This window comes from Plantibacter sp. VKM Ac-2876, assembly GCF_015350715.1.
In the GTDB taxonomy this organism is placed as follows: Bacteria; Actinomycetota; Actinomycetes; order Actinomycetales; family Microbacteriaceae; genus Plantibacter; species Plantibacter auratus.
Genome location: NZ_JADKSI010000003.1, coordinates 589940 through 614285, shown reverse-complemented (window position 1 = coordinate 614285; position 24346 = coordinate 589940). Strand labels below are relative to the sequence as shown.

Here is a 24346-nt window from a genome sequence, read left to right as displayed (position 1 = left end):
TCCGGAGGGGCGCGCCCACGCGGTGGACCCGCGCTCACGCCGATCCGGGCGGTCTGGGGTCAGCGCACCGCGCTGGCGTCAGGACCGAACACGAACGACGAGCGCCGGACGACGGGCATCGAGCGCCGGGCGTCCACTCGATCAGCCGTCGGTGAGTGGGACCCGTTTCTTCGGTTCGGTCGACATCCGGTGCAGCAACGGCACGGCGATGATGAGCGCGACACCGGCACCGAGCAGCAGCCCGCCGATCGTGTCGCTCACCCAGTGGGCGCCGAGATAGGTCCGCGACAGCATCATCAGCAGCGTGTAGGCGACGCCGATCAACCACACCCAGACCCGCGGGAAGATGATCCCGAACGCGACGGCGATGGTCGCCGCGTTCGCGCTGTGCCCCGAGGGGAAGGAACCGAAGTCCGCGTGGACGAGGATGTCCTCGGGCCGCGACCGACCGACGATGTTCTTGATGATCTGTACTGCTCCGGCGCTCAGAGCCGAGACGAGCGCGAAGTACAGGGCGGCCCACGGTCGGCGCAGCAGCAGGAGGACGGCGATCCCGAGCAGTGGCACGACGAAGATCGCGACGACCCCGCCACCGAGCCAGTTCATGACGAGCGCAGCCTGGACGAGCCACGGCGAACGCTCCTCGAGGACCTCCTGCATCCACTCCTCGTCGAACCCGAACGGAGCGTTCGGACCACGCTGGAAGAGCAGCACGCCGAGCAGGAGGACGAGGACCACGGCGATCGCGCCACTGATCAACGGCCACCGTCGGGAGACCTTCGCGGCGAGCTTCGGATCGGGCCGGATCGACGCCGGGTCCGGATCCATCGCGAGCGCACCCGACTCGTCGAGGGCGGGCGAGACCGCCTCGTGCACCTCGGGAGCCGGTGCGGCTGCTGGGTCGTCGTGGTCGTCGGGTGCCGTCATCGTCCCATCATGCCGTGTCGGGCATGTCTCACGCGTGGGCTTGCGCCAGGAGGATGACGCCCTGATCGCCGCGTCGATGCACCGCCGGACTCGCGCCGGCGGGTAGTACGGCCAACGTCCGACGAGCAGGACCGGCGGGCCCGGCGGGCGATACTGGAGCGGTGACCCCTGACGCCCGAACCGCTCTCCTCGCCGACGACGCGCGGTGCCCCTGCCTGTCCGGTGAGACGTACGGCGCCTGCTGCGGGCGCCTGCACCGAGGCGAGTCGGCGGCTGCGACCGCGGAGGCGCTCATGCGGTCGCGGTTCTCGGCCTTCGCGGTCGGCGACGCGGAGTACCTGCTGCGCACGTGGCATCCGTCGACCAGGCCGGCGTCGCTCGAGTTGGACGGCTCGCTCCGCTGGTACCGGCTCGACATCGTCGCGACCTCCCGCGGTGGGCTGCTCGACACCGAGGGGATGGTCGAGTTCGTCGCGCACCACAAGGTTCCCGGCGTGCGGGGCTCCGCAGGAAGCCAACACGAACGGAGTCGGTTCTCGAAGGACACCGGCGCGTGGACGTACGTCGACGGCGTGGACCCCTCCGTCTGACCGGGACCCGCCCGCCCGATCCGGCCCCGAGCCCGGCGCGGTGCGCTGGCCCGAACGGCCCCGAACCGGCGTCAGCGCGGTGCGGCCACCCGAGTGAGCCTGAACCGGCGTGACCGCGGGTCGCAGCCCTGAGCGCGCCGCTCCGGAGACCCGCGCTCACGCCACAGGCCCGCGCTCACGTCAGCGCACCGCGCTGGCGCAGCCCACCAGGTCAGCCGGCGAGGGCCGGGACCTTCTTCGGCTGCACGATGAACCAGAGCGCACACACCGACACGACCGAGGTCGCGGCCATCACGGCACCCATGGGGATCGCGGTACCGATCCCGAGCACGCCGACGATCGGCGAGATGAGTCCCGCGAGCCCGAAGTTGAGCGCCCCGAGGAGCGACGCCGCCGTCCCGGCCTCGTGCCCGTGGTTCGCGAGTGCGAGCACCTGCACCGCCGGGAAGCCGAAGCCGCACGACAGGATGAAGAAGAACAGCGGCACCAGCACACCGAACAGCCCGACGTCGGCCATCGTCAGCGCGACGATCGTGACCGCCGAGATGAGCTGCACGATGGTCGTGCACGCGAGGATCCACTGCGGCCCGTACCAGCGCATGAGGCGCGACGAGATCTGCACGCCGGCGACGATGCCGAGCGAGTTCACCGCGAACAGGAGACCGTACTCCTGTGCGTCGAAGTCGTAGACCTCCTGGAAGAGGAACGACGAGCTCGAGAGGTAGGCGAACAGGCCCGAGAAGCTCATGCCACCGATGAGGGCGACACCGACGAACACGCGGTCGCTGAACACCGAGCGGTAGCGGTCGCGGACGGTGCTGTGTCCGGCGTCGCGACGCCGCGCCGGAGGCAGGGTCTCGACGATCCAGAGCGACACCGCGATGACGACGAACAGCCCGTAGGCGGCGAGGAACACGAAGAGGCCGCGCCAGTCGAGGACGAGGAGGAGCTGCGAACCGATGACGGGGGCGGCGATCGGCGCGAGCCCGTTGACGAGCGCGAGTCGCGACAGCATCCGCACGAGCGGCTTCCCGCCGAAGAGGTCGCGGACCATCGCCATCGCGACGACACCACCGGCCGCCGCGCCAGCACCCTGCAGCACGCGGAACACCATGAGCCACCCGATGTCGGGCGCGAACGCGGCGCCGACCGAGGCCAGGATGTGGATGCTCGTCGCGAGGATGAGCGGGAGACGCCGTCCGACCTTGTCGCTCCAGGGCCCCATGAAGAGCTGACCCACCGCGAAGCCGATCGTGGTCCCGGTGAGGGTGAGCTGGATGAGGCTGACCGGGACGTCGAGGTCCTGTTCGAGGATCGGGAACGCCGGCAGGTAGAGGTCGATGGTGAACGGCCCGAGCGCAGTGAGCGCGCCGAGCACGAGGATGTAGACGAGGCGCTGCCTGCCCGAGAGCGAGTCCCCGGGGTGGACGACGGTGATTCCTGCGGTGTGCACTGGTGAACGGATTCCTAGCGAGGTGCGGAGGGGGTGGGAGGGGTGGTCCGAATCGATGTCGAATCGATTCGAGAATCGGCGTCAAGGCTAGCAGTCGGGGACGCGTTTTCGCGACACCCCCGGACGACCGATCGGCGTCGACCTCGCTCCACAGGCCCTGGGGAGCAGGGTCGTCTCGACGACTCCCAGGCGACCGCCCAGCATCCGTTTCACGACGTTCGCTAGGCTGATCCGGCTGCAGACGAACCGGTCGCGGTCCGCCTGCCTGGAGCCCGATCCACCCTGCATGTACCCCCGATGCAGGCCCCGTAGCCGCCGACGGAAGAGAGCCATGCCAGACCACTCCCGAGCCCCGCTGCCGTTCCAGGTCGATCTCCGCGGAGTCGTCGACCTGCTCAGCCGCCACATCTACTCGGGACCGCGCGTCTACCTCCGCGAGCTCCTGCAGAACGGACGCGACGCCGTCGCAGCCCGTCGCGCCGAGGACCCGACGGCGCCTCCCGGCAGACTCCTCATCACCCCGCACGTGCCACCGTCCGGCTCGGAGGCGGGCTCGCCGTTCCGATTCCGCGACGACGGTGTCGGGCTCACCCGCGACGAAGCCGCAGAGCTCCTGGCGACGGTCGGCCGCAGCTCCAAGCGCGGCGACCTCGACGAACTCCAGCGCGGCGACTATCTCGGCCGGTTCGGCATCGGACTGCTGAGCTGCTTCATGGTCGCCGACACCATCACCGTCCGCAGCCGCTCGGCTCGTGGCGGTCCGGCCATCGAGTGGATCGGCGACGCAGACGGCACGTTCACGATCCGAGAACTCGACGACGCCACGACCGCCGCCATGCCGATCGGCTCGGAGGTCGTACTCGACCCACGCATCGACGGTCCACTGCACGACGGCAGTCTGCTCGGGCACGGCACGGTGCTCGGCCTCGCCACCACCTTCGGACGGTTCCTCGACCTCGACGTCGAGGTGGTCGATCCCTCCGCACCCGACCACCCGGTGCGCATCAACGTCGACCCGGTGTTCCGGACGGCTGAGGCGACCACTCGCGAGGCGCTCCTGGCGTTCGGGGAGGACCTCCTCGGGACGCGCCCGTTCGATGCCATCGAGATCGTGGTGCCAGGCACCGGCACCCGCGGCACCGCCTTCGTCCTCCCCTCGCCGCCTCCGCCGGGCGCCCGGCAGGCGAGCCGGGTCTACCTCGGCGGCATGCTGCTGAGCGAACAGATCGACGACCTGCTGCCCGAGTGGGCGTTCTTCGTCCGCTGCATCGTCGACACGACGGGGCTCCGCCCGACGGCGTCGCGCGAGCAGCTCGTGCAGGACGACGCGTTGGAGTTCACCCGCGAGGCCATCGGAGCAACCCTGCGACGGTGGATCCTCGACCTCGCCCGCCAGCGGCCGCACCGACTCCAGGAGTTCATCGGCGTCCACCAGCTCGGCATCAAGGCGATCGCCGCTCACGACGACGACCTCGCGAGCGCCGTCGTCCGGTGGCTCCCGATCGAGACCTCCGCCGGCACGATGACCATCGACGAACATCTGTCGCAGACCGGTGTCATCCGGTACACGGCATCCCGCGACGAGTTCCGTCAGATCGCCGCGGTCGTCGATCCGGCTTCACCGATCGTCAACGGCGGGTACGTGTACGACCAGGAGATCCTGGAGCGACTGCCCCACCTGATCGACGGCGTTCGGGTCGAACGGGTGACCGTCGCCGACGAGCTCGACAACCTCGAGCCGCCGCACCTGGACGACCTCGCCGCGACGACGGCACTCGAGGACCGCGCCAGCCGTGTGCTCGCCGAGGTCGAGTGCCGGGTCTCGGTGCGCCGGTACCGGCCGGACGACCTCGCCGCGCTGTACGTCGCCGACCCGTCCGTGCTCCGACGGCTCGAGCGGCACCGCGCCGCCTCGGTCGCGCCGGGTATCTGGTCGCAGGTCGTCGGGGCCGTCGACTCCTTCCTCGCCGACGCCGGCCCGGGAGGCACTGAGGCCGACACCGCAGCCCGGCTCTGCCTCAACTGGAACGCGGCGCTGGTCCGCCGCTTGGCGACCCTCGATGACGACCTCGTGTTCGAGCGCAGCATCCAACTGCTCTACGTCCAGGCGCTCCTCGCCGGGCACCGCCCCCTCGAAGCACGCGACCGCCGCATGCTCGACGCAGCCATGACCGACCTGATCGGCCTCAGTGTCGGTCTCGACGACAAGGAACTCCGATGACCGACACCACCGCCACCCCTGTGAACGACATCGACCCCGACGCGAGCGTCCAGGACCTCCTCGAGGAGGCCGACACCCTGCCGTGTGGTCCCGCCGAGCGCGCCCTGCTCGACGAGGCACTCCGGCGAGCTGAGGCCACCGGCGACGAGGAGGCCGCGTACGCGACCCGCATGCGGTTGACCCAGTCGGCGCACATGACGGGCGACACCGACACCATGTTCAGCTCCTTCGGCTGGTGTGTCGGCAAGCACGACGCAGACCCGGAGCGCTTCCCGATCACGGTCGACGGCTGCGACCTGCTGTTCCAGTACAAGTGGATGGCCGGCCGGTTGTCAACGAACCCGACCTTCTCGCTCGCGCAGATCGAGGCCATGCACGAGGACATGCGCGCGAGGTACGCGGCCGCGGGCGCCACGATGAGCGGCGTGGTGCAGTCGCAGTTCCACATCGCGACGGTGACTGGTCGCCTCGACGAGGCCGCCGCGTTCCTGGAGCGCCGCTCGACCATCGAGGACGACCGCTACAGCCACTGCGAAGCGTGCGTGCGCAACGAGGACGCCTGGTTCCACCAGCTCCGCGGGCACGACGACGACGCGATCCGGATCTACGACGAGATGTTCGAGAACCGCATGAGCTGTGGCGAGGAGCCGGAGACGAGCGAGGCACAGGCGCTCCTCCCCTACCTCCGCGCCGGCCGGTTCGACGACGCCAAGGCGGCGCACCAGCGCAGCTACCGGGTCGCCCGTTCAAACGCCGACGGATTCGGCATCATCGCCGACCACCTCGTGTTCTGCGCCGTCACTGGCAACGAGGCGCGCGGCTTGGCGATGCTCGAGCGCCACCTGCCGACCCTCGTCAACGACCCCATCAACCTGTCCGGGCACGCCGACGGGCTCATCGCGGTCGGCGTCCTGCTGGATGCCGTCGCCCGAGCCGGTCATGGCGATCTGCCCGTGCGCGGCGCCGACGCCCCGGACCTCGCTCAGTACCTCGGCGCCGAGTCGACCGACGCCGCCGAGTGGACCGTCGCCGCGGTCGCGGCGCGCGCCTGGGCGGCCGCCGAGCACCTGACCCGTGCCTTCGACGAACGCAACGGCAACGGCTTCCGCACCGAGCGACTCGAGGCCGCGCGGGCACTCGCGACGGAACACTGGGACCTCCCGCTGTCGGTCGAGGGGTTCGCCGCACCCGTCACCGAGCCGGAACCGGCGACCACGGCCGCCGAGTGGCGTGAACGGACCTCCGCGCTCCTGCAGAGCGCCGACCCACGCGGTGCGATCGTCGCCGCTGAGCAGGGCCTCGCGCTCCTCGCGGACGACGCGGATCCCGACGAGAACCTCCGCGCCGGGCTCCTCGGCGCGATCGCGCAGGCAGCGGTCATCGAGGGTGACGACGACCGCGCGGGGGCGGCCTGGACCGACCGCGACACCGCGCTCCGTGCAGCAGGACGCATCGCGGTCGCCGACGTCGAGGCCCGCTTCGGCGTGGCCCTCCTCGGGACGGCGACCGAGGACCGGCTCACCCTCCTGCTCGCCGAGCTCGACGACGCCCGTCTCGTCCCCGTCGACGCGGACCGGCTCATCCACACGCTCGTCGTCACCGCGCGCCATGCGTTCGAGCTCGCGGGAGCGCAGACCGAGCAGGAGTCCGCGGAACGGTTCATGGGGATCGCCGATCGGCTCGCGGGTGAGGCCGTGCTCGCCGCCGCGGTCGACGACCCGGGCGAGGCAGGCCCGCCGGCCCGTCTCCTGCACGCGCACCTCTTCGCCGTGACCGGCAGGATCGAGGAGGCGGCAGAGCTCCTCGACCCACTCCTCGAGCCCGGGCAGCGGGCGTCGGTCCGCCTCCCCGCACTGACGCTCCGCACCCGCATGCTCGGCGGGGCCGGGGCCTTCGCCGAAGGGGTCGCGCTCGCCGACGAACTCGTCGCCCTCCAGACACTCCTCGGCAACCGGCTCGGCATCATCCAGGCGTGCACTCTGTCGGCGGCCCTCCTGAGCGACGCCGACCGTGACCGCGAGGCCGCGGCCCGCATGCAGCTGGCGATCACCCACGCGAAGCGGGCGGAGTACGCCGACCTCGACTCGCTCACGCTCCAACTCGCGCGGTACCTCCAGTTCGCGGGCGATGCCGCCACGGCGCTCGAGCACTACGACGAGGTCTACCAGGCGAAGCGTGAGCACGCCGCGCCGGGCGAGCTCGCGGACCTGCTCGCCAACATGGGCGAGGCCGCGCGCATGATCGGCGAACACGGCATGGCGTACGGCGTGTGGCGCGCTGCGCTCGACGACGCCGCATCGGTCGGGAACGACCAGGTGGTCATCCGCACCGGCTTCGGGTTGAGCACGCTCCTCGTCCAGTTCGAGGACGACGACGCGATCGAGGTCATCGACCAGGCACTCGCCGCCGCTCGCCGTCTGGGCGACCCGCAGCTCCTCGTCCAGGCACTCCAGCGTGCGGCGAGCGCACGGGCGGTCTTCGGCGACGACACCGGGCTGCCGCTCTACTCGGAGGCTCGTGACATCGCCTCGGCGCATGAGGCGGCGTGGCTCGTGGCCGACATCACCGATTCGGAGGCCCGCTCGCTCGGTGCGCTCGGACGTGCCGACGACGCGACGGCGACCGCTCGGCTCGCCGCCGCGGGGTTCGTGGCCGCCGGTGACGAGAACGGCGCGGCGGTGGCCGAGGTGTTCGCGGCGAGGTCCCGGGTCGCCGTCGACGACCACGCCGCTGCCGTCGACCTGTTCCGTTCGGCTCGCGGACGCCTCCCTGCAGGCTCGCCCGACTGGACGACGGTCACGGCCGAGCTCGCGGACGCATACGAGCGCTTGGAGCAGCACACCGATGCGGCACTGCTCCGGGCCGAGATCGAGGAGTGATCGGGACCGTCCTCAGCGCGCCGACGGCACCGCGAGGACGGTCTTCGGGCCGCGCCTAGGGCAGTCGCGCGAAGGCGCGGACGGGGAAGGTCGCGAAGTCCTCGACGAGTGGCGGCGTCGCGGTGAAGGCGGCGCCGCTCGCGGGGAGCTGCTCGAGGCCGGTGAGGTGCTCGACCACCTGGATCCCGGCTTCGAGGAGCAGCGAGTGGGCGGGACGCGCGCCACCGGATCCCGGCTCGGTGTCGTCGATGTTGATGGAGTCGATGCCGACCAGCACCACGCCCTGCTCGACGAGGTACCGCACCCCGTCCTCGGCGAGGTAGGGAGCGTCCTTCGTGTAGGCCTCGGTCGCGAAGTGGCGGTCCCACCCGGTGTGCAGGAGGACGGCGGTCCCGCGCAGGTCGCGCTCGAGGAAGACGTTCGCGCCGATACCGCGTTCCGCCGAGTCCTGGAGGTGGAACACCTCGGCCGGGAGGTCGACGAGCTGCTCGAGCGTCAGGCTCGCGAGGTCGCCGCCGCCGGCGTAGCGGTGGTACGGGCTGTCGAGGTAGGTGCCGGTGTTGCCGACCATCTCGATGATGTCCATCGCGAACTCGGTGCCCTCGGCGTACTTCGGGCGAGAGTCCTCACGGGTGAGGAACGGACGGATCACGGGTTCCGGCAACCCCGGGTAGGTGCGGAGGCCGGCCCGGATCGGGTGGCTGAGTTCGACGAGCGCGCCTTCCGGACGAGGGCGCACGGCGTCCGCAGGCGCTGCCGCGTCCGGGATCTCGAGCCCGGCCGCCGCAGCCGCCGCCAGGATCCCGCGGGAGCCCTTGTGCTGCTCGCGCACGATCTCGAGCTTGGTGATGCGGATCTCGCCGACCATCGCGAGACCGAGGTGCGTGACGAGCAGCCGACCGACCTCCTGCTGCTGCGCCTTCCCCTTCGCCTGCGCGATGGCGGGCGGCAGGTCGAGACGGAAGTCCTCGACGGCGAGACCGCCGCCGTTCAGGAAGCTGACGGTGGCATCGAGGACGGCGCGTTGTTCGGTCATGCCCTCATTCTGACGGGTGCCGCGAACCCTGCCGAGGGATTCCCGGCCATGGGCCACCGATATCCGGCCATGACCGTGGGGTTCCGTCGATTGGACGGCTGAGCGCACTCCACAAGCAGCCCTCATGAGGCTTTTGTACACAGGGCTTGCATATCACATACCTCATGCCTATCCTCGATATGCAAGGACGGCTGACGAACCCGTCCGCGGACGAGGAGAGCCCCCATGAAGCACCAACGAACCCTGTCGATCGCCGCTGCAGCCGCCACGCTGGCCATGCTCTCCGCATGCACGGGCGAAGCCGGGGGCGAGCGCGTCGGTCGCTGCGCGATCGCAGACGAGTTCGCCGCTGGCACGCCGGTCGACGCGACGCCGTCCGGTGAGATCACCTTCCAGACCACCGCACTGAAGGCCTCGTTCTCCGAGTACTTCACCGAACTCATCGAGGAGTTCGAGGCCACCTACCCCGGCACGACCGTCACCTGGGAGGACGACCCTGGCGACGGCAGCTTCGCCACCCGGCTCGTCGCGGACGCGCAGGCGTGCTCGCTGGCAGACGTCGTGAACATGCCGCTCGCCACCGCCGGAGGGCTCCGCGAACAGGGCTTCCTCGCCGACCTCGACGCCGCGTCACCGGGCATCGGCGACGACTTCATCCCGAGCCTGTGGGACAGCCTGGTCCTCCCGGGCGACGACCACCACTACGTGCTCCCCTGGTACTGGGGCCTCATCGGCCTCCAGACGTACAACACCGAGCTCATGCAGCGCGCCGGACTCGACCCGGAGCAGCCGCCGACCACCTTCGAGGAACTCTTCGACGCGGCCGATCAGGTCGCCGAACGGTCGAACGGCGAGTTCAGTGCCTTCTCCGCGAGTCTCGGTCTGCGACTCCCGCTCGAGTGGCAGCTGCAGGAGGCCGAGGTCATCGCCGACGACGGTTCGGCGTTCATCTTCGCCGACGATCCGGCCGTGCAGGAGTGGACCGAGCGCATGACGCGACTCGCGCTGGCCGGCGGCATCCCGAAGGACTCGATCGCGTCCGACGACGAGCCCACCGCCCTGTTCACCCAGGGCGCGACCGTCTGGGGCTCACCGAACGCCTCCTCGCTCCGATATGTGCAGGAGGGCAACCCGGGCGTCTACGAGCACGTGGGCGTCTCGTCCCTCCTCGACCGCCGCGGCACGGCTATCGCCGAAGTGCAGACCATCGGTGTCCCGAGCACGAGCACCAACCCGGCCACCGCCATCGCCTTCGCGCGATTCCTCCTCGACGCCGAGCAGCAGAACCGCTTCATCAGCGACCCACGCATCCAGAACTTCCCGAGCACCACCGAGTCGCTCGGCATCCCGAAGCTCACGGACATCACCGGCACCGCACCCATCGACGAGGCGAACCGTCTCGCCGTCGACCTCGCCGACGAAGCGGAGATCGTCACCATCGTGCAGTGGAGCGACGCGGTGGCGAACGCGGTCAACGCCGAGCTCCAGCTGGCGCTCACCGGGAAGAAGGCGCCGCGTGAGGCACTCCAGGCCGCGCAGGACGCGGCCAACCGGGTCATCGGAGCCGACGCTCGATGACGACCGCGATCCACCTCAACGGGGCGGCGCGTTATCGACCGCCCTGGGTGCCGCTGCTGTGGTGCGCACCCGCACTGCTCATGATCACGATCTGGAGCGTCGGGCCCTTCGTCGGGACCATCGCGCTGTCGTTCACCGACACGTCCCCGCTCGGCATGGGTGGAGCGTTCGTCGGCCTCGACAACTACCGCTCGATCCTGCAGGACCCCGCGTTCTGGTCCGCGACCGGCAACAGCGTCCTGTACGCGATCATCGCCGTCCCGTTGCTGGTCGTCCTCCCGTTGCTGCTCGCGCAGCTCGTCCACACCCGGCTCCCCGGGATGGGGTTCTTCCGCTCCGCCTACGCGGCTCCGATCGTGGCGTCCGTCGTCGCGGTCGGGCTGGTCTGGCAGAACCTCCTCGGTGAACAGGGGCCCGTGAACACGGTGCTCCAGCGGGTCGGTCTCATCCAGCAGGCGGTGCCGTTCCTCTCCGAGGGGTCGCTCATCCTGCTCAGCGCCATCGCCCTCACGGTGTGGCGTGGGCTCGGGTGGTACCTGATCTTCTACCTGGCGGCGCTGTCGAACATCCCCCGTGAGCTGTACGAGGCGGCCGAGCTCGACGGCGCCGGCCCGACGCGACGGTTCCTCACCATCACGGTGCCGGGCGCCCGCCTCACGATGCTCCTCGTCGGGCTCCTCGCCGGCATCGGGTCGCTCCGCGTGTTCAGCGAGGTCTACCTGCTCGGCGGCGCCACCGGTGGTCCGGGAGGCGAGGCACGGACACTCCCGTTCTTCATCCGCGACGCAGCGCTCGACCCGATCACCGGCAACGCGGGCTACGGTGCAGCCGCGAGCGTGGCGCTCTTCGCGCTCACCGCCGTGTTCGCCGTGCTGGCTCAGCGCTTCGGCGGGGAGCGGGACGCATGAGCGCGGACATCGAGCAGCCGCCCGCGCGACCGCTCCTGGGGCGCCGGCGTCGGCGCTGGTCGAGGACGACACCGGTGCGGTACGCGCTCCTGCTCCTCGTGCTCCTCATCTCCGTCGGCCCCTTGTTGTGGCAGTTCCTGTCGTCGCTCAAGGGCTTCGGCGAAGCACTCTTCGGGCGCGATGCCACCCTGTTCCCCCAGTCGCCGACGCTCGACGCCTACGTCACGATCTTCCGGCAGATCCCCATGGACGCCTACCTGACGAACAGCGCGATCGTCTGCGCACTCACCATCGCCTCCCAGGTGGTGTTGCCGACCGCCGCCGGGTACATGCTCTCCCGACGCGGCTGGCGCGGGCGGCGGGTCACCTTCACCGTGCTGATCGTGTCGATGGTCGTGCCCTTCGAGTCGATCATGGTGTCGCTCTTCCTCATGACCCAGGAGCTCGGCCTGCTCGACACCCTCGTCGGCGCATGGCTCCCCGGTGCCGTCTCCGCGATGAACGTCCTCATCATGCGGGCCGCGTTCACTGCGGTGCCCGACGAGATCGAGGACGCCGCGTTCCTCGACGGAGCCTCGGAGTGGCAGCGGTTCACCGCCCTGTTCCTGCCGTCGTCCATCGGCGCGATGCTCGTCGTCGTCGTCAATTCGTTCATCACTGCGTGGGACGACTTCCTCTGGCCGCTCCTCGTCCTGCGGAGCGAGTCGTCGTTCACCGTCTCGCTCGGACTCGCACGACTCTCGGCGTCGTCGTTCGGGTTCGACCCCAGGGTCGTGATGGCCGGATCCATCATCGCCGTCGTCCCCGTCCTCGTGGTGTTCATCGTGCTGCAACGATGGTTCCACCGAGGCGTCGCAGCAGGAGGAGTCAAGTGAGTCAACAGCCGCACCACCACGAGCACCGTCCCGTCCCGACCGAGGGCCAATTGCGTTGGCAACAGGACGGCTTCGGCGTGTTCTTCCACTTCGGGGTCAACACCTTCGCCGGCAAGGAGTGGAGCGACGGCACCCTGCCCGCCTCGAGCTTCGATCCGAGCGACCTCGATGTGCGGCAGTGGGTGCGCGTCGCGGCCTCGATCGGCGCCGGATACGTCATCCTCACCGCGAAGCATCACGACGGGTTCTGTCTCTGGCCGACCACGACGACCGACTACAGCGTCGCGTCCTCACCGTGGCGGGACGGCCACGGCGACATCGTGGCCGAGCTCGCTGCAGCCTGTCGCGAAGCGGGTCTCGGAATGGGGCTGTACCTCTCGCCGTGGGATCGCCATGCCCCCGAGTACGCCGACGAGGCGCGCTACGCCGAGGTGTACGCCCGGCAGCTCACGGAACTGTGCACGAATTACGGCGAGCTCGTCGAGCTGTGGTTCGACGGCGCCGGGTCCGAGGGGTACACCTACGACTGGCCCGGCATCTCCGCCATCATCGAACGGCTCCAGCCGCAGGCCATGGTGTTCAACATGGGCGCCCCGACGATCCGCTGGGTGGGTAACGAGAACGGTCTCGCCGAAGACCCGGTGCGGTACGTCGTCGACCACACCGACTTCAGCAACTACACCGTCGTCACCAGCCGGTTCGAGGAGGCGCTCTACCTGCCGCCCGAGTGCGACGTCTCGATCCGACGCGGCTGGTTCTGGCACCCGGACGACGAGCCGAAGTCGGTCGAGCATCTGCTCGCGATCTTCTACCGGTCCGTCGGACTCGGCGCGAACCTGCTCCTCAATCTCCCACCCGACACCCGTGGGCTCCTCCCCGACGCCGATGTGGAACGCGTGACCGCCTGGGCCGCGGAGCGCGACCGACGCTTCGCACAGCCGATCTCGGGAACGCTGACCACCGACGGGTCGACGGTCACCGTCACGTTCGCGGAGCCGGTCACCTTCGATCACCTCCGACTGCACGAGGACCTCACCGCCGGACAGCTCATCGACCGCCACGAGGTCCGGACACCGGACGGCCGCACGCTCGTCGAAGCCGGTTCCGTCGGCGTCTCGAGGGTGCACGTGTTCGAACCGGTCACGACCGACCGGCTGACGATCGCGCTCGTCCCCGACGTCACCGACGAGGCGGGTCGCTCTCCGGAAGCGCCGGTACCGATGCTCCTCGCGGTCACTGCGTTCCACACTGGCTCGAGCACCGTCCCCGAGCTGCCGGTCGGTTACGAGGCCCCGACGGACGCCCCCGACTGAGCGGGCCGCGCCTCGGCGCGGAACTAGGCTGGAGGGCGTGCAGGCGCTTCCCGAACCACTCGACACGAGTGCGCTCACCCGGCCGCTTCCCCGTCACGAGGTTCGAGAGCAGTGGCGAGCCTTCGTCGGGGAGGACCCCGGCGCCCGCGATCGCATCGGGCGAATCAGACGGCTCACCACCACCCTCGGCGCGATCGGTGGACTGTTCGGCATCTTCTTCTTCGGCCTGGTCGGCCTGCTCGCCTACGCTCAAGGCGGCAGGAACGCCGGAGGGATCGCCTTCGGCATGGGCACGCTCGTGGTGGTCATGATCCTCCTCGCCGTGATCCTCGTCCGCATGACGATCCGGGTCTGGTCACGCAGGACCCTGCGGCGCACGCACCTCCGCCTCGCCACCTTCGCCGAGGCCAACGGGTTCGACTACCGCGTCGGTCCCATCGCCCTCCAGCGCGACATGCCCTGGCGGAGCCGCGGGTCGGTGAACCTCCACCGAGTCCTCCGGAGCCGGGAGCCGCGTGGCATCGAGATCGCCAACTATGAGGTCATGGGCAACCGCAAGAACCTCGCGGCCCCCTTCGGCGGCTACTGCGCGCTCCGGATGCCCGTCGCCCTCCCCCACATCCTGCTCCGCGCCCAGGACGGCCGCCGCCGAGGGATGACTGGCGCCGGCGCCCCGGCCGATGCGCAACGGCTCAGCCTCGAGGGCGGCTTCGACCGACACTTCCACCTCTACTGCCCGATCGGCTACGAGGCCGATGCCCTCTACCTGTTCACGCCCGACGTGATGGCGCGACTGCTCGACCACGTGCGCGGCTTCGACGTGGAGATCGTCGACGACTGGCTCCTGCTCGTGACCAGCGACGACCTCGTCACGACGAAAGTCGACGATTGGCAGGACATCGCCGCCGCCGTCGACGCCGTGGACGACCGCGTCGAACGCTGGGCCCGGTGGCGGGAGACCCGAGGCGACCGACGGAGCGCGAAGGCGGACGAGCCGGCCTCGACCGCGGCGGCCGGCCGCGTCAGCACCCGTGGTCGGCGCCTCAGCGTCCGGATGAGCGTCGACGACATCCTCATGTGGAGCGCGCTCGGGCTGTTCGTCGTCGGCACGATCATCGGGCTCCGGTAGCGCGCCCGAACGCGCCCGGACGGGGTACGGGTCAGTCGCCGTACTCGTCGAGGAAGGTGTCCGACTCGGCATCGAGCGCACATCCCTCGGCGGCGGCCTCGGCCGGGGTGCGGTCGCCGACGTCGATGATGGTGCTCGCCCGCTCCGCGATGCACCGTTCCATCGCCCGCTCGGCGGCCGCTGGGTCGGCGGCGGTGAACCCGCCCGTCGCCGCGACGATCGCGAGGACCGCTCCGACACCGGCGACGAGGACGGTCCCACCGATCGCGAGCTTCCACCCGAGCCTCGTCGGCTCGGCCGACCCCTCGTCGCCCGGCTCCTGCTGCTCCGTCTGCGTGAAGACATCCGTCATCGGTCGACCCCCGTCGCTCAGCGCGCCACCCCCGGCGCGTCGCCTCAGGCTAGCAACCACCGTCGTCGCACCGCACGATCGACGACACCACGACGCGAGACGGCCTCCCGCTGGTCGGCGGGAGGCCGTCTCGGTCGGATCGTCCCGGGGCTAGAACCCCTGGGCGAGGCGGTAGTACGCGTTGTTCCAGCGCACCTCGCGCTGGAAGTCGCGCGTCGTGGTCGACTCGTCGATCACGAGGAGCTCGGTCTTGGCGATCTCCGCGAAGTCGGCGAACACCTCGACCCCGACCGCGGTCGACATGACGGTGTGGTGCGCGGCACCGGCGGTGAGCCAGGCGGCGGCCGAGGTCGCGAAGTCCGGAGCCGGCTTCCACACGGCGCGCCCGACGGGCAGCTTCGGCAGGGCCTCGATGGGCTGGACGACCTCGACGACGTTCGCCGTCAGCCGGAAGCGGTCGCGCATGTCGCTCATCGCGACGACCACGGCGGGGCCGGAGTCGGCCGTGAAGACCAGGCGCACCGGGTCCTCCTTGCCGCCGATACCGAGCGGGTGCACCTCGAGGGTCGCACGAGCCGAGGAGAGCGTCGGACTGACCTCGAGCATGTGCGCACCGAGGATGAGCTCGTTGCCGGGCTCCATGTGGTACGTGTAGTCCTCCATGAGCGACGCGCCACCGGGGAGGCCGGCACCCATGACGGACGCGGCGCGCACGAGGACGGCGGTCTTCCAGTCGCCCTCCGCACCGAAGCCGTAGCCGTCGGCCATGAGGCGCTGGACGGCGAGGCCCGGCAGCTGACGCAGCTCGCCGAGGTCCTCGAAGCTCGTCGTGAACGCGGCGAAGTCGCCGGCCTCGAGGAAGGAGCGCAGGCCCAGCTCGATCGCGGCGCCGTAGCGGAGCGACTCGTGCCGCTCGCCACCCTTCCGCAGCTCGGGGACGACGTCGTACAGCTCCTCGTACTCGGCGACGAGGGCGTCGATGTCGGCGTCCGTCGACGCGTGCACGGCCTCGGCGAGCTCGTTGACGCTCCACGTGTTGACCTGCACACCGAAGCGGAGCTCGGCCTCGGTCTTGTCGCCCTCGGTGACGGCGACGTAGCGCATGTTGTCGCCGAAGCGTGCGAGCTTGAGCTCATGCGTGGCCGCCCAACCCGCGGCGGCACGCTGCCAGGTGCCGACCTCACGCTGGACGCGCGGGTCGGAGACGTGGCCGACGACCGTCTTGCGAGCGACGCCCAGACGCGTCTGGATGTACCCGAACTCGCGGTCGCCGTGCGCGGCCTGGTTGAGGTTCATGAAGTCGAAGTCGATCTCCGACCACGGCAGCTCGACGTTCGCCTGCGTGTGGAGGTGGAGCAGCGGCTTCTGCAGCGCGTCGAGGCCGGCGATCCACATCTTGGCCGGGCTGAAGGTGTGCATCCAGGTGACGAGACCGATGACGCTGTCGTCGGCGTTCGCGTCGAGCATCGCGCGACGGATCGACTCGGAGTCCTTGAGGACGGGCTTCCACTCGATCCGCACGGGGACGTCGGCGGCGGCGCCGAGCTCGGCGGCGATGGCCTGGGACTGCTCGGCGACCTGACGGAGGGTCTCCTCGCCGTACAGGTTCTGGCTGCCGGTGAGGAACCAGACGGTGTAGTGGTCGAGCGTGGTGGTGGGCTTCGGCATTGGTGGGTTCTTTCTGGTCTGTGGTGGTGTGCGGTCCCGGCCCTTCGACAAGCTCAGGGACCGGGATCGGACCGGAGGTCGTTCTGGTTAGAGCGCGCCCTGCGGCGCCTGGCCGTAGACGTTCTGGTAGCGGTCGAACAGGGCGTCGATCGCCTCGGTCGGCATGGGCTTCGGCTCGCCGAGCTGACGCGAGATGTGCACGGTGCGGGCGACGTCCTCGACCATGACCGCGGCCTTCACGGCGTCGCGGGCGTCCTTCCCGATCGTGAACGGCCCGTGGTTCTGCATGAGTACCGCGCGCGACCGGTGACCGGTGAGCGTCTCGACGATGCCGCGTCCGATCGAGTCGTCGCCGATGATCGAGAACGGACCGACCGGGACCTCCCCGCCGAACTCGTCCGCCATCGCCGTGATGACGCACGGGATGGGCTCGGCGCGTGCCGCCCAGGCCACCGCGTAGGTGGAGTGGGTGTGCACGACGCCGCCGACCTCGGGCATATGCCGGTAGACGTACGCGTGTGCCGCGGTGTCGCTCGACGGCGACCGCTCAGCACCGGGCGTGCCCGGGATGACGTTGCCGTCGAGGTCGCAGAGGATCATGTTCTCGGGTGCGAGGTCGTCGTAGTCGACGCCGGAGGGCTTGATGACGAAGAGGTCGGCTCCCGGCACCCGACCGGAGACGTTGCCGCCGGTCCAGATGACGAGCCCGTACCGGACGAGCTCGCCGTGCAGCTTGGCGACGTCGGACCGGACGCGCGCGATCGCGACCTCGATCTCGGGTGAGTAGGTGTTCACGCGGTTGCTCCTTCGAGGGCGGTGGTCTCGGTGTCGGTCGGCAGGCTGTCGACGCCGCCACCGAGGGCGGCTCGGCGGATGCGCTTCAGGCGCTTCATGACGTCGTTGGCGCCACGACCGAAGTAGTCGTGCAGCGTCGCGTACTCCGCGTAGAGCAGGTCGTACGCGTCGGCGGCTGCCTCGTTCGGCGTGTAGACGGCGCGGTTCACCTTGCCCATCGCGGCGCTGGCGGCCGGGACGTCCGGGTAGGCCCCGGCGGCGACGGCGGCGTGGATGGCCGAGCCGAGCGCCGGCCCCTGGTCGCTCGCCGTGATGGAGATCGGCAGGCGGAGGATGTCGGAGTACGTCTGCATGAGGAAGGGGTTCCGCTGCAGACCGCCGGCGACGATGAACTCGGTGACGGGGACGCCCGAGGCGTTGAACGTCTCGACGATCTTCCTGGTGCCGAAGGCGGTCGCCTCGAACAGCGCGCGGTAGACCTCCTCGGTGCGGGTGGTGAGCGTCAGGCCGAGGACGGTGCCGGAGAGCTCGTGGTCGACGAGGACCGAGCGGTTGCCCGAGTGCCAGTCGAGGGCGACGAGCCCGTGCGCGCCGACGGGCTGGTCCTGGATGAGCGAGGTGAGGTACTCGTGGATGCTGACACCACGCGCCGCAGCCTCCTCGGTGTACCGGGCGGGGACCTGGTTCGCGACGTACCAGGCGAAGATGTCGCCGACGCCCGACTGCCCGGCCTCGTAGCCGTAGAGGCCGGCGATGATGCCGCCGTCGACGACGCCGCACATGCCGGGGACCTCGCGGAGGACGTCGCCGTTCATGACGTGGCAGGTGGAGGTGCCCATGATCGCGACCATCTGGCCGGGCGAGACGGCCTGCGCCGCGGGTGCCGCGACGTGCGCGTCGACGTTCCCGACCGCGACCGCGATGCCCTCACGGAGACCGGTCCACCCAGCGGCCTCGGCCGACAGGGTGCCGGCGGCGGCGCCCAGTTCACCGATCTCGTGCGCGACCTTGTCGTCGGCGAAGCGCTCGAACGCGGGGTTGAGCGCCGCGAGGAACTCGTGGCTCGGGTAGGCGCCGTCCTGGTAGATGCCCTTGTAGCCGGCGGTGCAGGCGTTGCGCACGTAGGTGCCGGTGAGCTGCCAGATGATCCAGTCGGCCGCCTCGACCCAGTGGTCCATGCGCTCGTAGAGTTCGGGGTCCTCCTCGAGGAGCTGGAGGCCCTTGGCGAACTCCCACTCGCTCGAGATGAGCCCGCCGTAGCGCGGCAGCCAGGACTCGCCCCGCTCGGCGGCGAGCTCGTTGATGCGGTCGGCCTGCGGCTGCGCGGAGTGGTGCTTCCACAGCTTCACGTAGGCGTGCGGGCGGTCGGCGTACTCGGGCAGCTCGTTGAGCGGCGTCCCGTCGGCGATGACGGGGACCATGGTGCAGGCGGTGAAGTCGGTGCCGATGCCGATGACGGCGGCGGGGTCGATCCCGGCGGCCTCGACGGCGCGCGGCACGGCGGACTGCATGACGGCGACGTAGTCGGCCGGCACCTGCAGCGCCCAGTCGGGCGGCAGCGCGGCGCCGGTCGAGGCGAGCTCGCGGTCCATGACGGCGTGCGGGTAGTCGAGCACCGCCGACCCGAGTTCGGCGCCGTCGGACACACGCACGACGACGGCTCGGCCGGACAGCGTGCCGAAGTCGACGCCGATCGTGTAGGTCTCGGCGTGCGTGGCTGTCGCCTGCTCGGGGGCGCTGGCGGCCGGGTTCTGCTCGGTGTTCACCGGTGGGACTCCTTCGTCGATCTGGTGCTCGGTTGATTCGCGATGCTGTGGTGCAAGCGGGTGGGGACGGCTGCTCGTTCGGGTGGATGAGGCTGTGCCGCGCTCAAGTGTACAACGTTGTATATTGCCGTGGCCATGGACGGGACGATGCGATCACGACTCATGCGAGACCACCCATCGCCTCGATGACGGCGCGTGCGTCGAGACGCTCGGAATCCGGCGCGTCAGCAGCGCCCACGGTCCCCACGATCCGGCCCGCGCGGACGGCGACGACCCGGTCGCAGACGGCCGCGAGCGCCGCCGGGTCCTCGCTCGAGACGACGACCGCCCGGCCGGACGCCGCTAGTGATCGGATCAGGGCGCACCGCTCAGCCCGCCGACGTCCGTCCTCGGAGCCGGGGGCGCCCGTCGCACCGAACGGTTCGGCGAGCAGCACGGCGCGCGCCCCCGTGTCCGCGATGATCCGGAGCGACTCGGTGAACTGGTCGGCGTCCGGCCCACGGTGTGCGCCGGGGATCGCGGCGACCAGGCCGCTCGGCACGGTGGTCGCCCGGTAGTCGCGGCGCGGGTCGGCCACGCCGAGCCTGACCATCCTCGTGAGGGCGTCCGGGGAGACGCTCGACGGCACCCCGCCGAGGAAGGAGAGGTCGAAGCGGATCGGATGCTCGGTCGTGTACAGGACACCCGAGGCGCGCGCCAGCTCCGTCGTCGAGACGTCGACCGCCGCACCGTCGAGCGCGACCGTGCCGCGGGTCCGTGCGCCGTACGACCGCCCGAAGACGCTCAGCAGTACCTCCCCGGCACCGGAGTCGGGCGGACCGAACAGCCCGAGCACCTCCCCCGGCGCACAGGCGAAGGACAGGTCGTCGACGACGATCCGCTCGGGGTCCGCCGGGTGGCTCGCGGTCCAGTGTTCGACGGTGAGGCCGGCAGCCGTCACCGATGACGCGATCACCGAGGCACCGTCCGACGTCGATGATCCGCCGGCAACCGGATGGAACGCGTCGACGCCGCCCAGCCCGGCGGCCAATGCTTCGAGCACCTCGCCTGCACCGTCGACGGCCGACAGCCGGATCGAGGGCGGCGGGGCACCGCCGACGGCGAGTACGGTCGCCGTCGAGGCGACCCGTGCGAGCCCGGTGACGGCCCCGGTCGCGAGCAGGACGCCGGGTGCAGGGGCAGCGGTTCGAGGAGCTCGGGCCACCTCGACCATCGCCTGCCGCCAGCGCTCGACCTCGTCCGCTCGAAGGGCGGGGCCGCTGTCGTCGATCACGATGAGCGACGCCTCAGCGGCGACCGCCCGGGCCAGCTCCACGAGCCGACGCTCCACGACCGACAGGGCACCGGCGGAGTCCGCGGACGACCGGTCGAGCCCGACGACACTCAGGGCACGGTGGATCCGCGCGGCATCGCTCCGCCCCACGGACGTCCGGTCGCCGGAAGGTCCTCGGAGGAACCGCGTGACCGTCTCCCGCAGGCCCGCCACACGCTCGGACCCGAGCAGGACGTTCTCGCCGATGGTCTGCGACCAGCTGATGGCCTGCCCGGCCGTCACGACGGCCACCCCGGAGGCGCTCGACGCGGCCCGGGACGACAACCGCGCCGGTTTGCCGGCGACGAGCACCGTCTCGGAGCCGGACGCCCTGGCCGCGCCACGCGTTCCGGGAGACGTCCCGGACAATCGCGCGATCAGGTGCCGGAGCGTGGAGACCGGTCCGAGCACGGCGTGCACCGTGCCGAAGGGCACCTCGAGCAGCGGCGTGCCGTCCCGCAGGATCGCGAGCGCCGGCGGGACCGACGAGGACTCGCGCTCAGCGGTCGCCTCGCCACCACGCACGGAGGCGAGGGCACCGGCCAGGTCGCCGGTGCTCTCGCCTCCGTGGTGGATGTCCATGCGTCGGATCGATCCGGGTTCCGCTGTCGCGGACCTCGGGATCAGCGTCCGCCGCTGCGGCGCTTGTTGTAGACGTCGAACGCGACCGCCAGCAGCAGCACGAGGCCCTTGACGGCCTGCTGCCACTCGATGCCGAGGCCGATGATCGACATACCGTTGTTCAGCACACCGATGATGAGACCACCGATGATCGCGCCGCCGATGGTACCGACGCCACCCTGCACCGCGGCTCCACCGATGAAGGCAGCGGAGATCGCCTCGAGCTCGAAGCCGTCACCGGCCTTCGGACCGGCGAGGTTCAGGCGGGCCGTGAAGATGAGGCCCGCGAGCGCCGCGAGGAAGCCCATGTTGACGAACAGGAAGAAGTCGACCTTGCGGGTCTTGATGCCGGACAGCTCCGCGGCGTGACGGTTGCCACCGATCGCGTAGATGTGGCGGCCGAAGACCGAGCGGTTCATCACGATGCCGTAGACGAGCACGAGGACGGCCAGCACGATGAGCGTGACCGGGATGCCCTTGTACGCGGCGAGGGCGTACACGAAGAAGCCGATGCCCGCGATGATGAGGACGAGCTTGGCGACGAACCACGGGAAGGGCTCGGTCTCCTGACCGTACTTCTGACGGCCGAGGCGCGTCCGGACCTGCTGCACGACGAGGCCGACGACGGCGATGACGCCGATCCCGAGCGTGAGCGGGTCGATCGGGAAGTCACCGAACACGTCGTTCAGGAAGCCGTTGCCGAGCGCGCGGTACTCCGCCGGGAAGGAACCGATGTTGGCGTTGCCGAGGACCACGAGCGCGAGGCCGCGGAAGATGAGCATGCCGGCCAGTGTCACGATGAACGCCGGGATCCCGACGTAGGCGATCCAGAAGCCCTGCCAGACACCGACGAGCGCGCCGATGGCGAGCGACAGGATGACCGCGATCCACCACGGCATCTGCATCTGCACGGCGAACACACCGGAGACCGCACCGACGAAGGCCGCGACGGAACCGACCGACAGGTCGATGTGGCCGGCGATGATGACCATCACCATGCCGATCGCGAGGACGAGGATGTACCCGTTCTGCACGATCAAATTGGAGATGTTCTGCGGCCGCAGCAGGATGCCGTCGGTGATGACGGCGAAGAACACGACGACGAGCAGGAGGGCGATGAAGATGCCGTTCTTGCCGAGGTCGCTGAGGATGTGGGTCAGCCAGCTCGTGAAGCGGTTGGTGGCCGGGTTGACGAGGCCGCCGGCGGCGGTACCGTCGCCTGCCGGGACGGTGGGTTTGGTGTCCAGATCGGACATTGCGGTTCTCCTTCGATCCGTCCGCGCCCGCGTCAGCGGGGCTTCTCCATGGTCATGAGTTTGAGGAGCGCTTCGGGGTTCGCTTCCTCGATCGGCAGTTCGCCGGTGATGCGGCCCTCGCTGAGGGCGTAGATGCGGTCGCAGATGCCGATGAGCTCGGGGAGCTCGGAGGAGATGACGATGACGCCCTTCCCCTCGGCGGCGAGGCGGTTGATGATCGTGTAGATCTCGTACTTCGCACCGACGTCGATGCCACGGGTGGGCTCATCGAGGATGAGGACGTCGGGGTCGGAGTAGATCCACTTCGAGAGGACGACCTTCTGCTGGTTGCCGCCCGAGAGCTTCCCGGTCTTCGCGAGCACGTTCGGAGCCTTGATGTTCATGCTCTTCCGGTACTCCTCGGCGACCTTGTACTCCTCGTTGTCGTTGACGAGTCCGCCGCGTTCGAGCTTCTTCAGCGAGGCCATCGAGATGTTCCGCTTGATGTCCTCGATGAGGTTGAGGCCGTAGTACTTGCGGTCCTCCGTGGCGTACGCGAGGCCGTTGTCGATCGCCTCGGACACCGTGCGGGTGCGGATCTCGGTGCCGTTCTTGAAGACCTTGCCGCTGATGCGGCTGCCGTACGACTGTCCGAACAGGCTCATCGCGAACTCGGTGCGCCCGGCGCCCATGAGGCCGGCGATGCCGACGATCTCACCGGCGCGGACGTTGAGGTTGACGGCGTCCACCATCACGCGGGTCGGGTCCTGCGGGTGGTGGGCGGTCCAGTCCTCGACGCGCAGGATCTCCTCGCCGATGTTCGGCGTGTGGTCCGGGTAGCGGTGCTCGAGGTCGCGGCCGACCATGTCCTTGATGATGCGCTCTTCGGTGACGTCGTTCTTCACGATCGTCTCGATCGTCTTGCCGTCGCGGATGACGGTGACGGTGTCGGCGACCTTCTTGATCTCGTTGAGCTTGTGGCTGATGATGATCGACGTGATCCCCTGCTCCTTGAGGTGCAGGATCAGGTCGAGCAGGTGGTCGGAGTCCTCGTCGTTCAGCGCGGCCGTCGGCTCGTCGAGGATGAGGAGCTTCACGCGCTTCGAGAGGGCCTTCGCGATCTCGACGAGCTGCTGCTTGCCGACGCCGATCTCGAGGATCTTGGTCGTCGGGTTCTCCCGCAGACCGACCCGGGCGAGCAGTGCTGCCGCCTCCTGGTTGGTGCGGTTCCAGTCGATGAGGCCGAGCGGCCCCTTCAGCTCGTTGTTGAGGAAGATGTTCTCCGCGATGGAGAGGTAGGGGCTGAGGGCCAGCTCCTGGTGGATGATGACGATGCCCTTGGACTCCGAGTCGCGGATGTCCTTGAACTCCATCGTCTCGCCCTCGAAGACGATGTCGCCCTCGTAGGTGCCGAACGGGTAGACGCCGGACAACACCTTCATGAGCGTCGACTTGCCGGCGCCGTTCTCACCGCAGATGGCGTGCACGGTACCGCGCTGCACATCGAGCGTGACGTTCGAGAGGGCCTTGACGCCGGGGAAGGTCTTGATGATGTTGCGCATCTCGAGGATGCTCGTGGTCTCGCCTGACACCGTGTCTCCTTACAGGTGATCGTCGTTGAACCGGGCCCCCCGACAGGCTCAGGGATCGGAAGTGATTCCGTTCCCTGAGCCTGTCGAAAGGGGTGT

The 24346-nt window shown here is 69.9% G+C and carries 18 protein-coding genes; 8 read left to right on the top strand and 10 right to left on the bottom strand.

What is annotated here, in order from left to right; all coding sequences use genetic code 11:
• Window positions 1–141: 141 nt before the first annotated feature.
• Complete coding sequence (locus tag ITJ62_RS15420) at window positions 142–927, bottom strand: phosphatase PAP2 family protein (RefSeq protein WP_228498527.1); 786 nt, start codon at window positions 925–927, stop codon at window positions 142–144.
• A gap of 161 nt (window positions 928–1088) precedes the next feature.
• On the opposite strand from ITJ62_RS15420, the gene ITJ62_RS15415 reads away from it, so the two are divergent.
• Window positions 1089–1517 carry a YchJ family metal-binding protein gene (locus tag ITJ62_RS15415; protein WP_194603913.1) on the top strand — a complete coding sequence of 143 codons (429 nt, stop codon included), beginning with the start codon at window positions 1089–1091 and terminating at the stop codon, window positions 1515–1517.
• Window positions 1518–1728: 211 nt separating this feature from the next.
• On the opposite strand, the gene ITJ62_RS15410 is transcribed toward ITJ62_RS15415, so the two are convergent.
• Entirely contained in the window at window positions 1729–2970 is a 1242-nt protein-coding gene (locus ITJ62_RS15410; RefSeq protein WP_205858686.1) for a multidrug effflux MFS transporter, read from the bottom strand.
• 331 nt (window positions 2971–3301) lie between these two features.
• Between ITJ62_RS15410 and ITJ62_RS15405 the strand changes: the two genes are divergently transcribed.
• Entirely contained in the window at window positions 3302–5191 is a 1890-nt protein-coding gene (locus ITJ62_RS15405) for an HSP90 family protein (RefSeq protein ID WP_194603911.1), read from the top strand.
• Entirely contained in the window at window positions 5188–8070 is a 2883-nt protein-coding gene (locus tag ITJ62_RS15400) for a hypothetical protein (RefSeq protein ID WP_194603908.1), read from the top strand. Before ITJ62_RS15405 ends, ITJ62_RS15400 begins: the two co-directional genes overlap by 4 nt.
• 55 nt (window positions 8071–8125) lie before the next feature.
• On the opposite strand, the gene ITJ62_RS15395 is transcribed toward ITJ62_RS15400, so the two are convergent.
• Window positions 8126–9106 (bottom strand): cyclase family protein, encoded by a 981-nt coding sequence (locus ITJ62_RS15395; RefSeq protein WP_194603905.1) that lies wholly within the window; start codon window positions 9104–9106, stop codon window positions 8126–8128.
• 225 nt (window positions 9107–9331) lie between these two features.
• Here ITJ62_RS15395 and ITJ62_RS15390 point away from each other — a divergent pair, with 225 nt between their 5' ends.
• From ITJ62_RS15390 to ITJ62_RS15370, 5 genes are read left to right on the top strand one after another with little or no spacing between them, the layout of a single operon-like run.
• On the top strand, window positions 9332–10684 hold the full coding sequence (locus ITJ62_RS15390) for an extracellular solute-binding protein (protein ID WP_194603902.1): 1353 nt from the start codon (window positions 9332–9334) through the stop codon (window positions 10682–10684).
• Window positions 10681–11592, top strand: a complete 912-nt coding sequence (locus tag ITJ62_RS15385; RefSeq protein ID WP_194603883.1) for a carbohydrate ABC transporter permease — start codon at window positions 10681–10683, stop codon at window positions 11590–11592. The genes ITJ62_RS15390 and ITJ62_RS15385 overlap by 4 nt, the downstream gene beginning before the upstream one ends.
• Window positions 11589–12467 (top strand): carbohydrate ABC transporter permease, encoded by an 879-nt coding sequence (locus tag ITJ62_RS15380; RefSeq protein WP_194603880.1) that lies wholly within the window; start codon window positions 11589–11591, stop codon window positions 12465–12467. The genes ITJ62_RS15385 and ITJ62_RS15380 overlap by 4 nt, the downstream gene beginning before the upstream one ends.
• Complete coding sequence (locus ITJ62_RS15375; RefSeq protein ID WP_370581950.1) at window positions 12464–13780, top strand: alpha-L-fucosidase; 1317 nt, start codon at window positions 12464–12466, stop codon at window positions 13778–13780. Before ITJ62_RS15380 ends, ITJ62_RS15375 begins: the two co-directional genes overlap by 4 nt.
• A 37-nt stretch (window positions 13781–13817) precedes the next feature.
• Complete coding sequence (locus tag ITJ62_RS15370) at window positions 13818–14909, top strand: hypothetical protein (RefSeq protein ID WP_194603873.1); 1092 nt, start codon at window positions 13818–13820, stop codon at window positions 14907–14909.
• Between the two features lie 31 nt (window positions 14910–14940).
• On the opposite strand, the gene ITJ62_RS15365 is transcribed toward ITJ62_RS15370, so the two are convergent.
• From ITJ62_RS15365 to mmsA, 7 genes are all read right to left on the bottom strand, one after another.
• The gene (locus ITJ62_RS15365; protein ID WP_194603870.1) at window positions 14941–15261 is read right to left on the bottom strand and encodes a hypothetical protein; all 321 of its coding nucleotides are present in this window, start codon (window positions 15259–15261) and stop codon (window positions 14941–14943) included.
• 150 nt (window positions 15262–15411) lie between these two features.
• Complete coding sequence (gene araA, locus ITJ62_RS15360; protein ID WP_056014267.1) at window positions 15412–16929, bottom strand: L-arabinose isomerase; 1518 nt, start codon at window positions 16927–16929, stop codon at window positions 15412–15414.
• 87 nt (window positions 16930–17016) lie between these two features.
• A complete protein-coding gene (locus tag ITJ62_RS15355) occupies window positions 17017–17724 on the bottom strand; it encodes an L-ribulose-5-phosphate 4-epimerase (protein WP_138945110.1) in 708 nt (235 codons plus the stop codon).
• Window positions 17721–19418 (bottom strand): ribulokinase, encoded by a 1698-nt coding sequence (araB, locus tag ITJ62_RS15350; protein ID WP_370581971.1) that lies wholly within the window; start codon window positions 19416–19418, stop codon window positions 17721–17723. Before araB ends, ITJ62_RS15355 begins: the two co-directional genes overlap by 4 nt.
• A gap of 232 nt (window positions 19419–19650) precedes the next feature.
• Window positions 19651–21384 (bottom strand): hypothetical protein, encoded by a 1734-nt coding sequence (locus ITJ62_RS15345; RefSeq protein ID WP_194603867.1) that lies wholly within the window; start codon window positions 21382–21384, stop codon window positions 19651–19653.
• 41 nt (window positions 21385–21425) lie between these two features.
• Window positions 21426–22679, bottom strand: a complete 1254-nt coding sequence (mmsB, locus tag ITJ62_RS15340) for a multiple monosaccharide ABC transporter permease (protein ID WP_064294995.1) — start codon at window positions 22677–22679, stop codon at window positions 21426–21428.
• Between the two features lie 32 nt (window positions 22680–22711).
• Complete coding sequence (mmsA, locus tag ITJ62_RS15335) at window positions 22712–24220, bottom strand: multiple monosaccharide ABC transporter ATP-binding protein (RefSeq protein ID WP_064295024.1); 1509 nt, start codon at window positions 24218–24220, stop codon at window positions 22712–22714.
• Window positions 24221–24346 lie beyond the last annotated feature (126 nt).

Excerpts from the sequence above, each read along its gene's own strand:
- ITJ62_RS15420 (WP_228498527.1), bottom strand. The coding sequence starts at position 927 with ATGACGGCACCCGACGACCACGACGACCCAGCAGCCGCACCGGCTCCC.
- ITJ62_RS15405 (WP_194603911.1), top strand. The coding sequence starts at position 3,302 with ATGCCAGACCACTCCCGAGCCCCGCTGCCGTTCCAGGTCGATCTCCGC.
- ITJ62_RS15400 (WP_194603908.1), top strand. The coding sequence starts at position 5,188 with ATGACCGACACCACCGCCACCCCTGTGAACGACATCGACCCCGACGCG.
- ITJ62_RS15395 (WP_194603905.1), bottom strand. The coding sequence starts at position 9,106 with ATGACCGAACAACGCGCCGTCCTCGATGCCACCGTCAGCTTCCTGAAC.
- ITJ62_RS15390 (WP_194603902.1), top strand. The coding sequence starts at position 9,332 with ATGAAGCACCAACGAACCCTGTCGATCGCCGCTGCAGCCGCCACGCTG.
- ITJ62_RS15385 (WP_194603883.1), top strand. The coding sequence starts at position 10,681 with ATGACGACCGCGATCCACCTCAACGGGGCGGCGCGTTATCGACCGCCC.
- ITJ62_RS15380 (WP_194603880.1), top strand. The coding sequence starts at position 11,589 with ATGAGCGCGGACATCGAGCAGCCGCCCGCGCGACCGCTCCTGGGGCGC.
- ITJ62_RS15365 (WP_194603870.1), bottom strand. The coding sequence starts at position 15,261 with ATGACGGATGTCTTCACGCAGACGGAGCAGCAGGAGCCGGGCGACGAG.
- araA (WP_056014267.1), bottom strand. The coding sequence starts at position 16,929 with ATGCCGAAGCCCACCACCACGCTCGACCACTACACCGTCTGGTTCCTC.
- ITJ62_RS15345 (WP_194603867.1), bottom strand. The coding sequence starts at position 21,384 with ATGGACATCCACCACGGAGGCGAGAGCACCGGCGACCTGGCCGGTGCC.
- mmsB (WP_064294995.1), bottom strand. The coding sequence starts at position 22,679 with ATGTCCGATCTGGACACCAAACCCACCGTCCCGGCAGGCGACGGTACC.
- mmsA (WP_064295024.1), bottom strand. The coding sequence starts at position 24,220 with ATGCGCAACATCATCAAGACCTTCCCCGGCGTCAAGGCCCTCTCGAAC.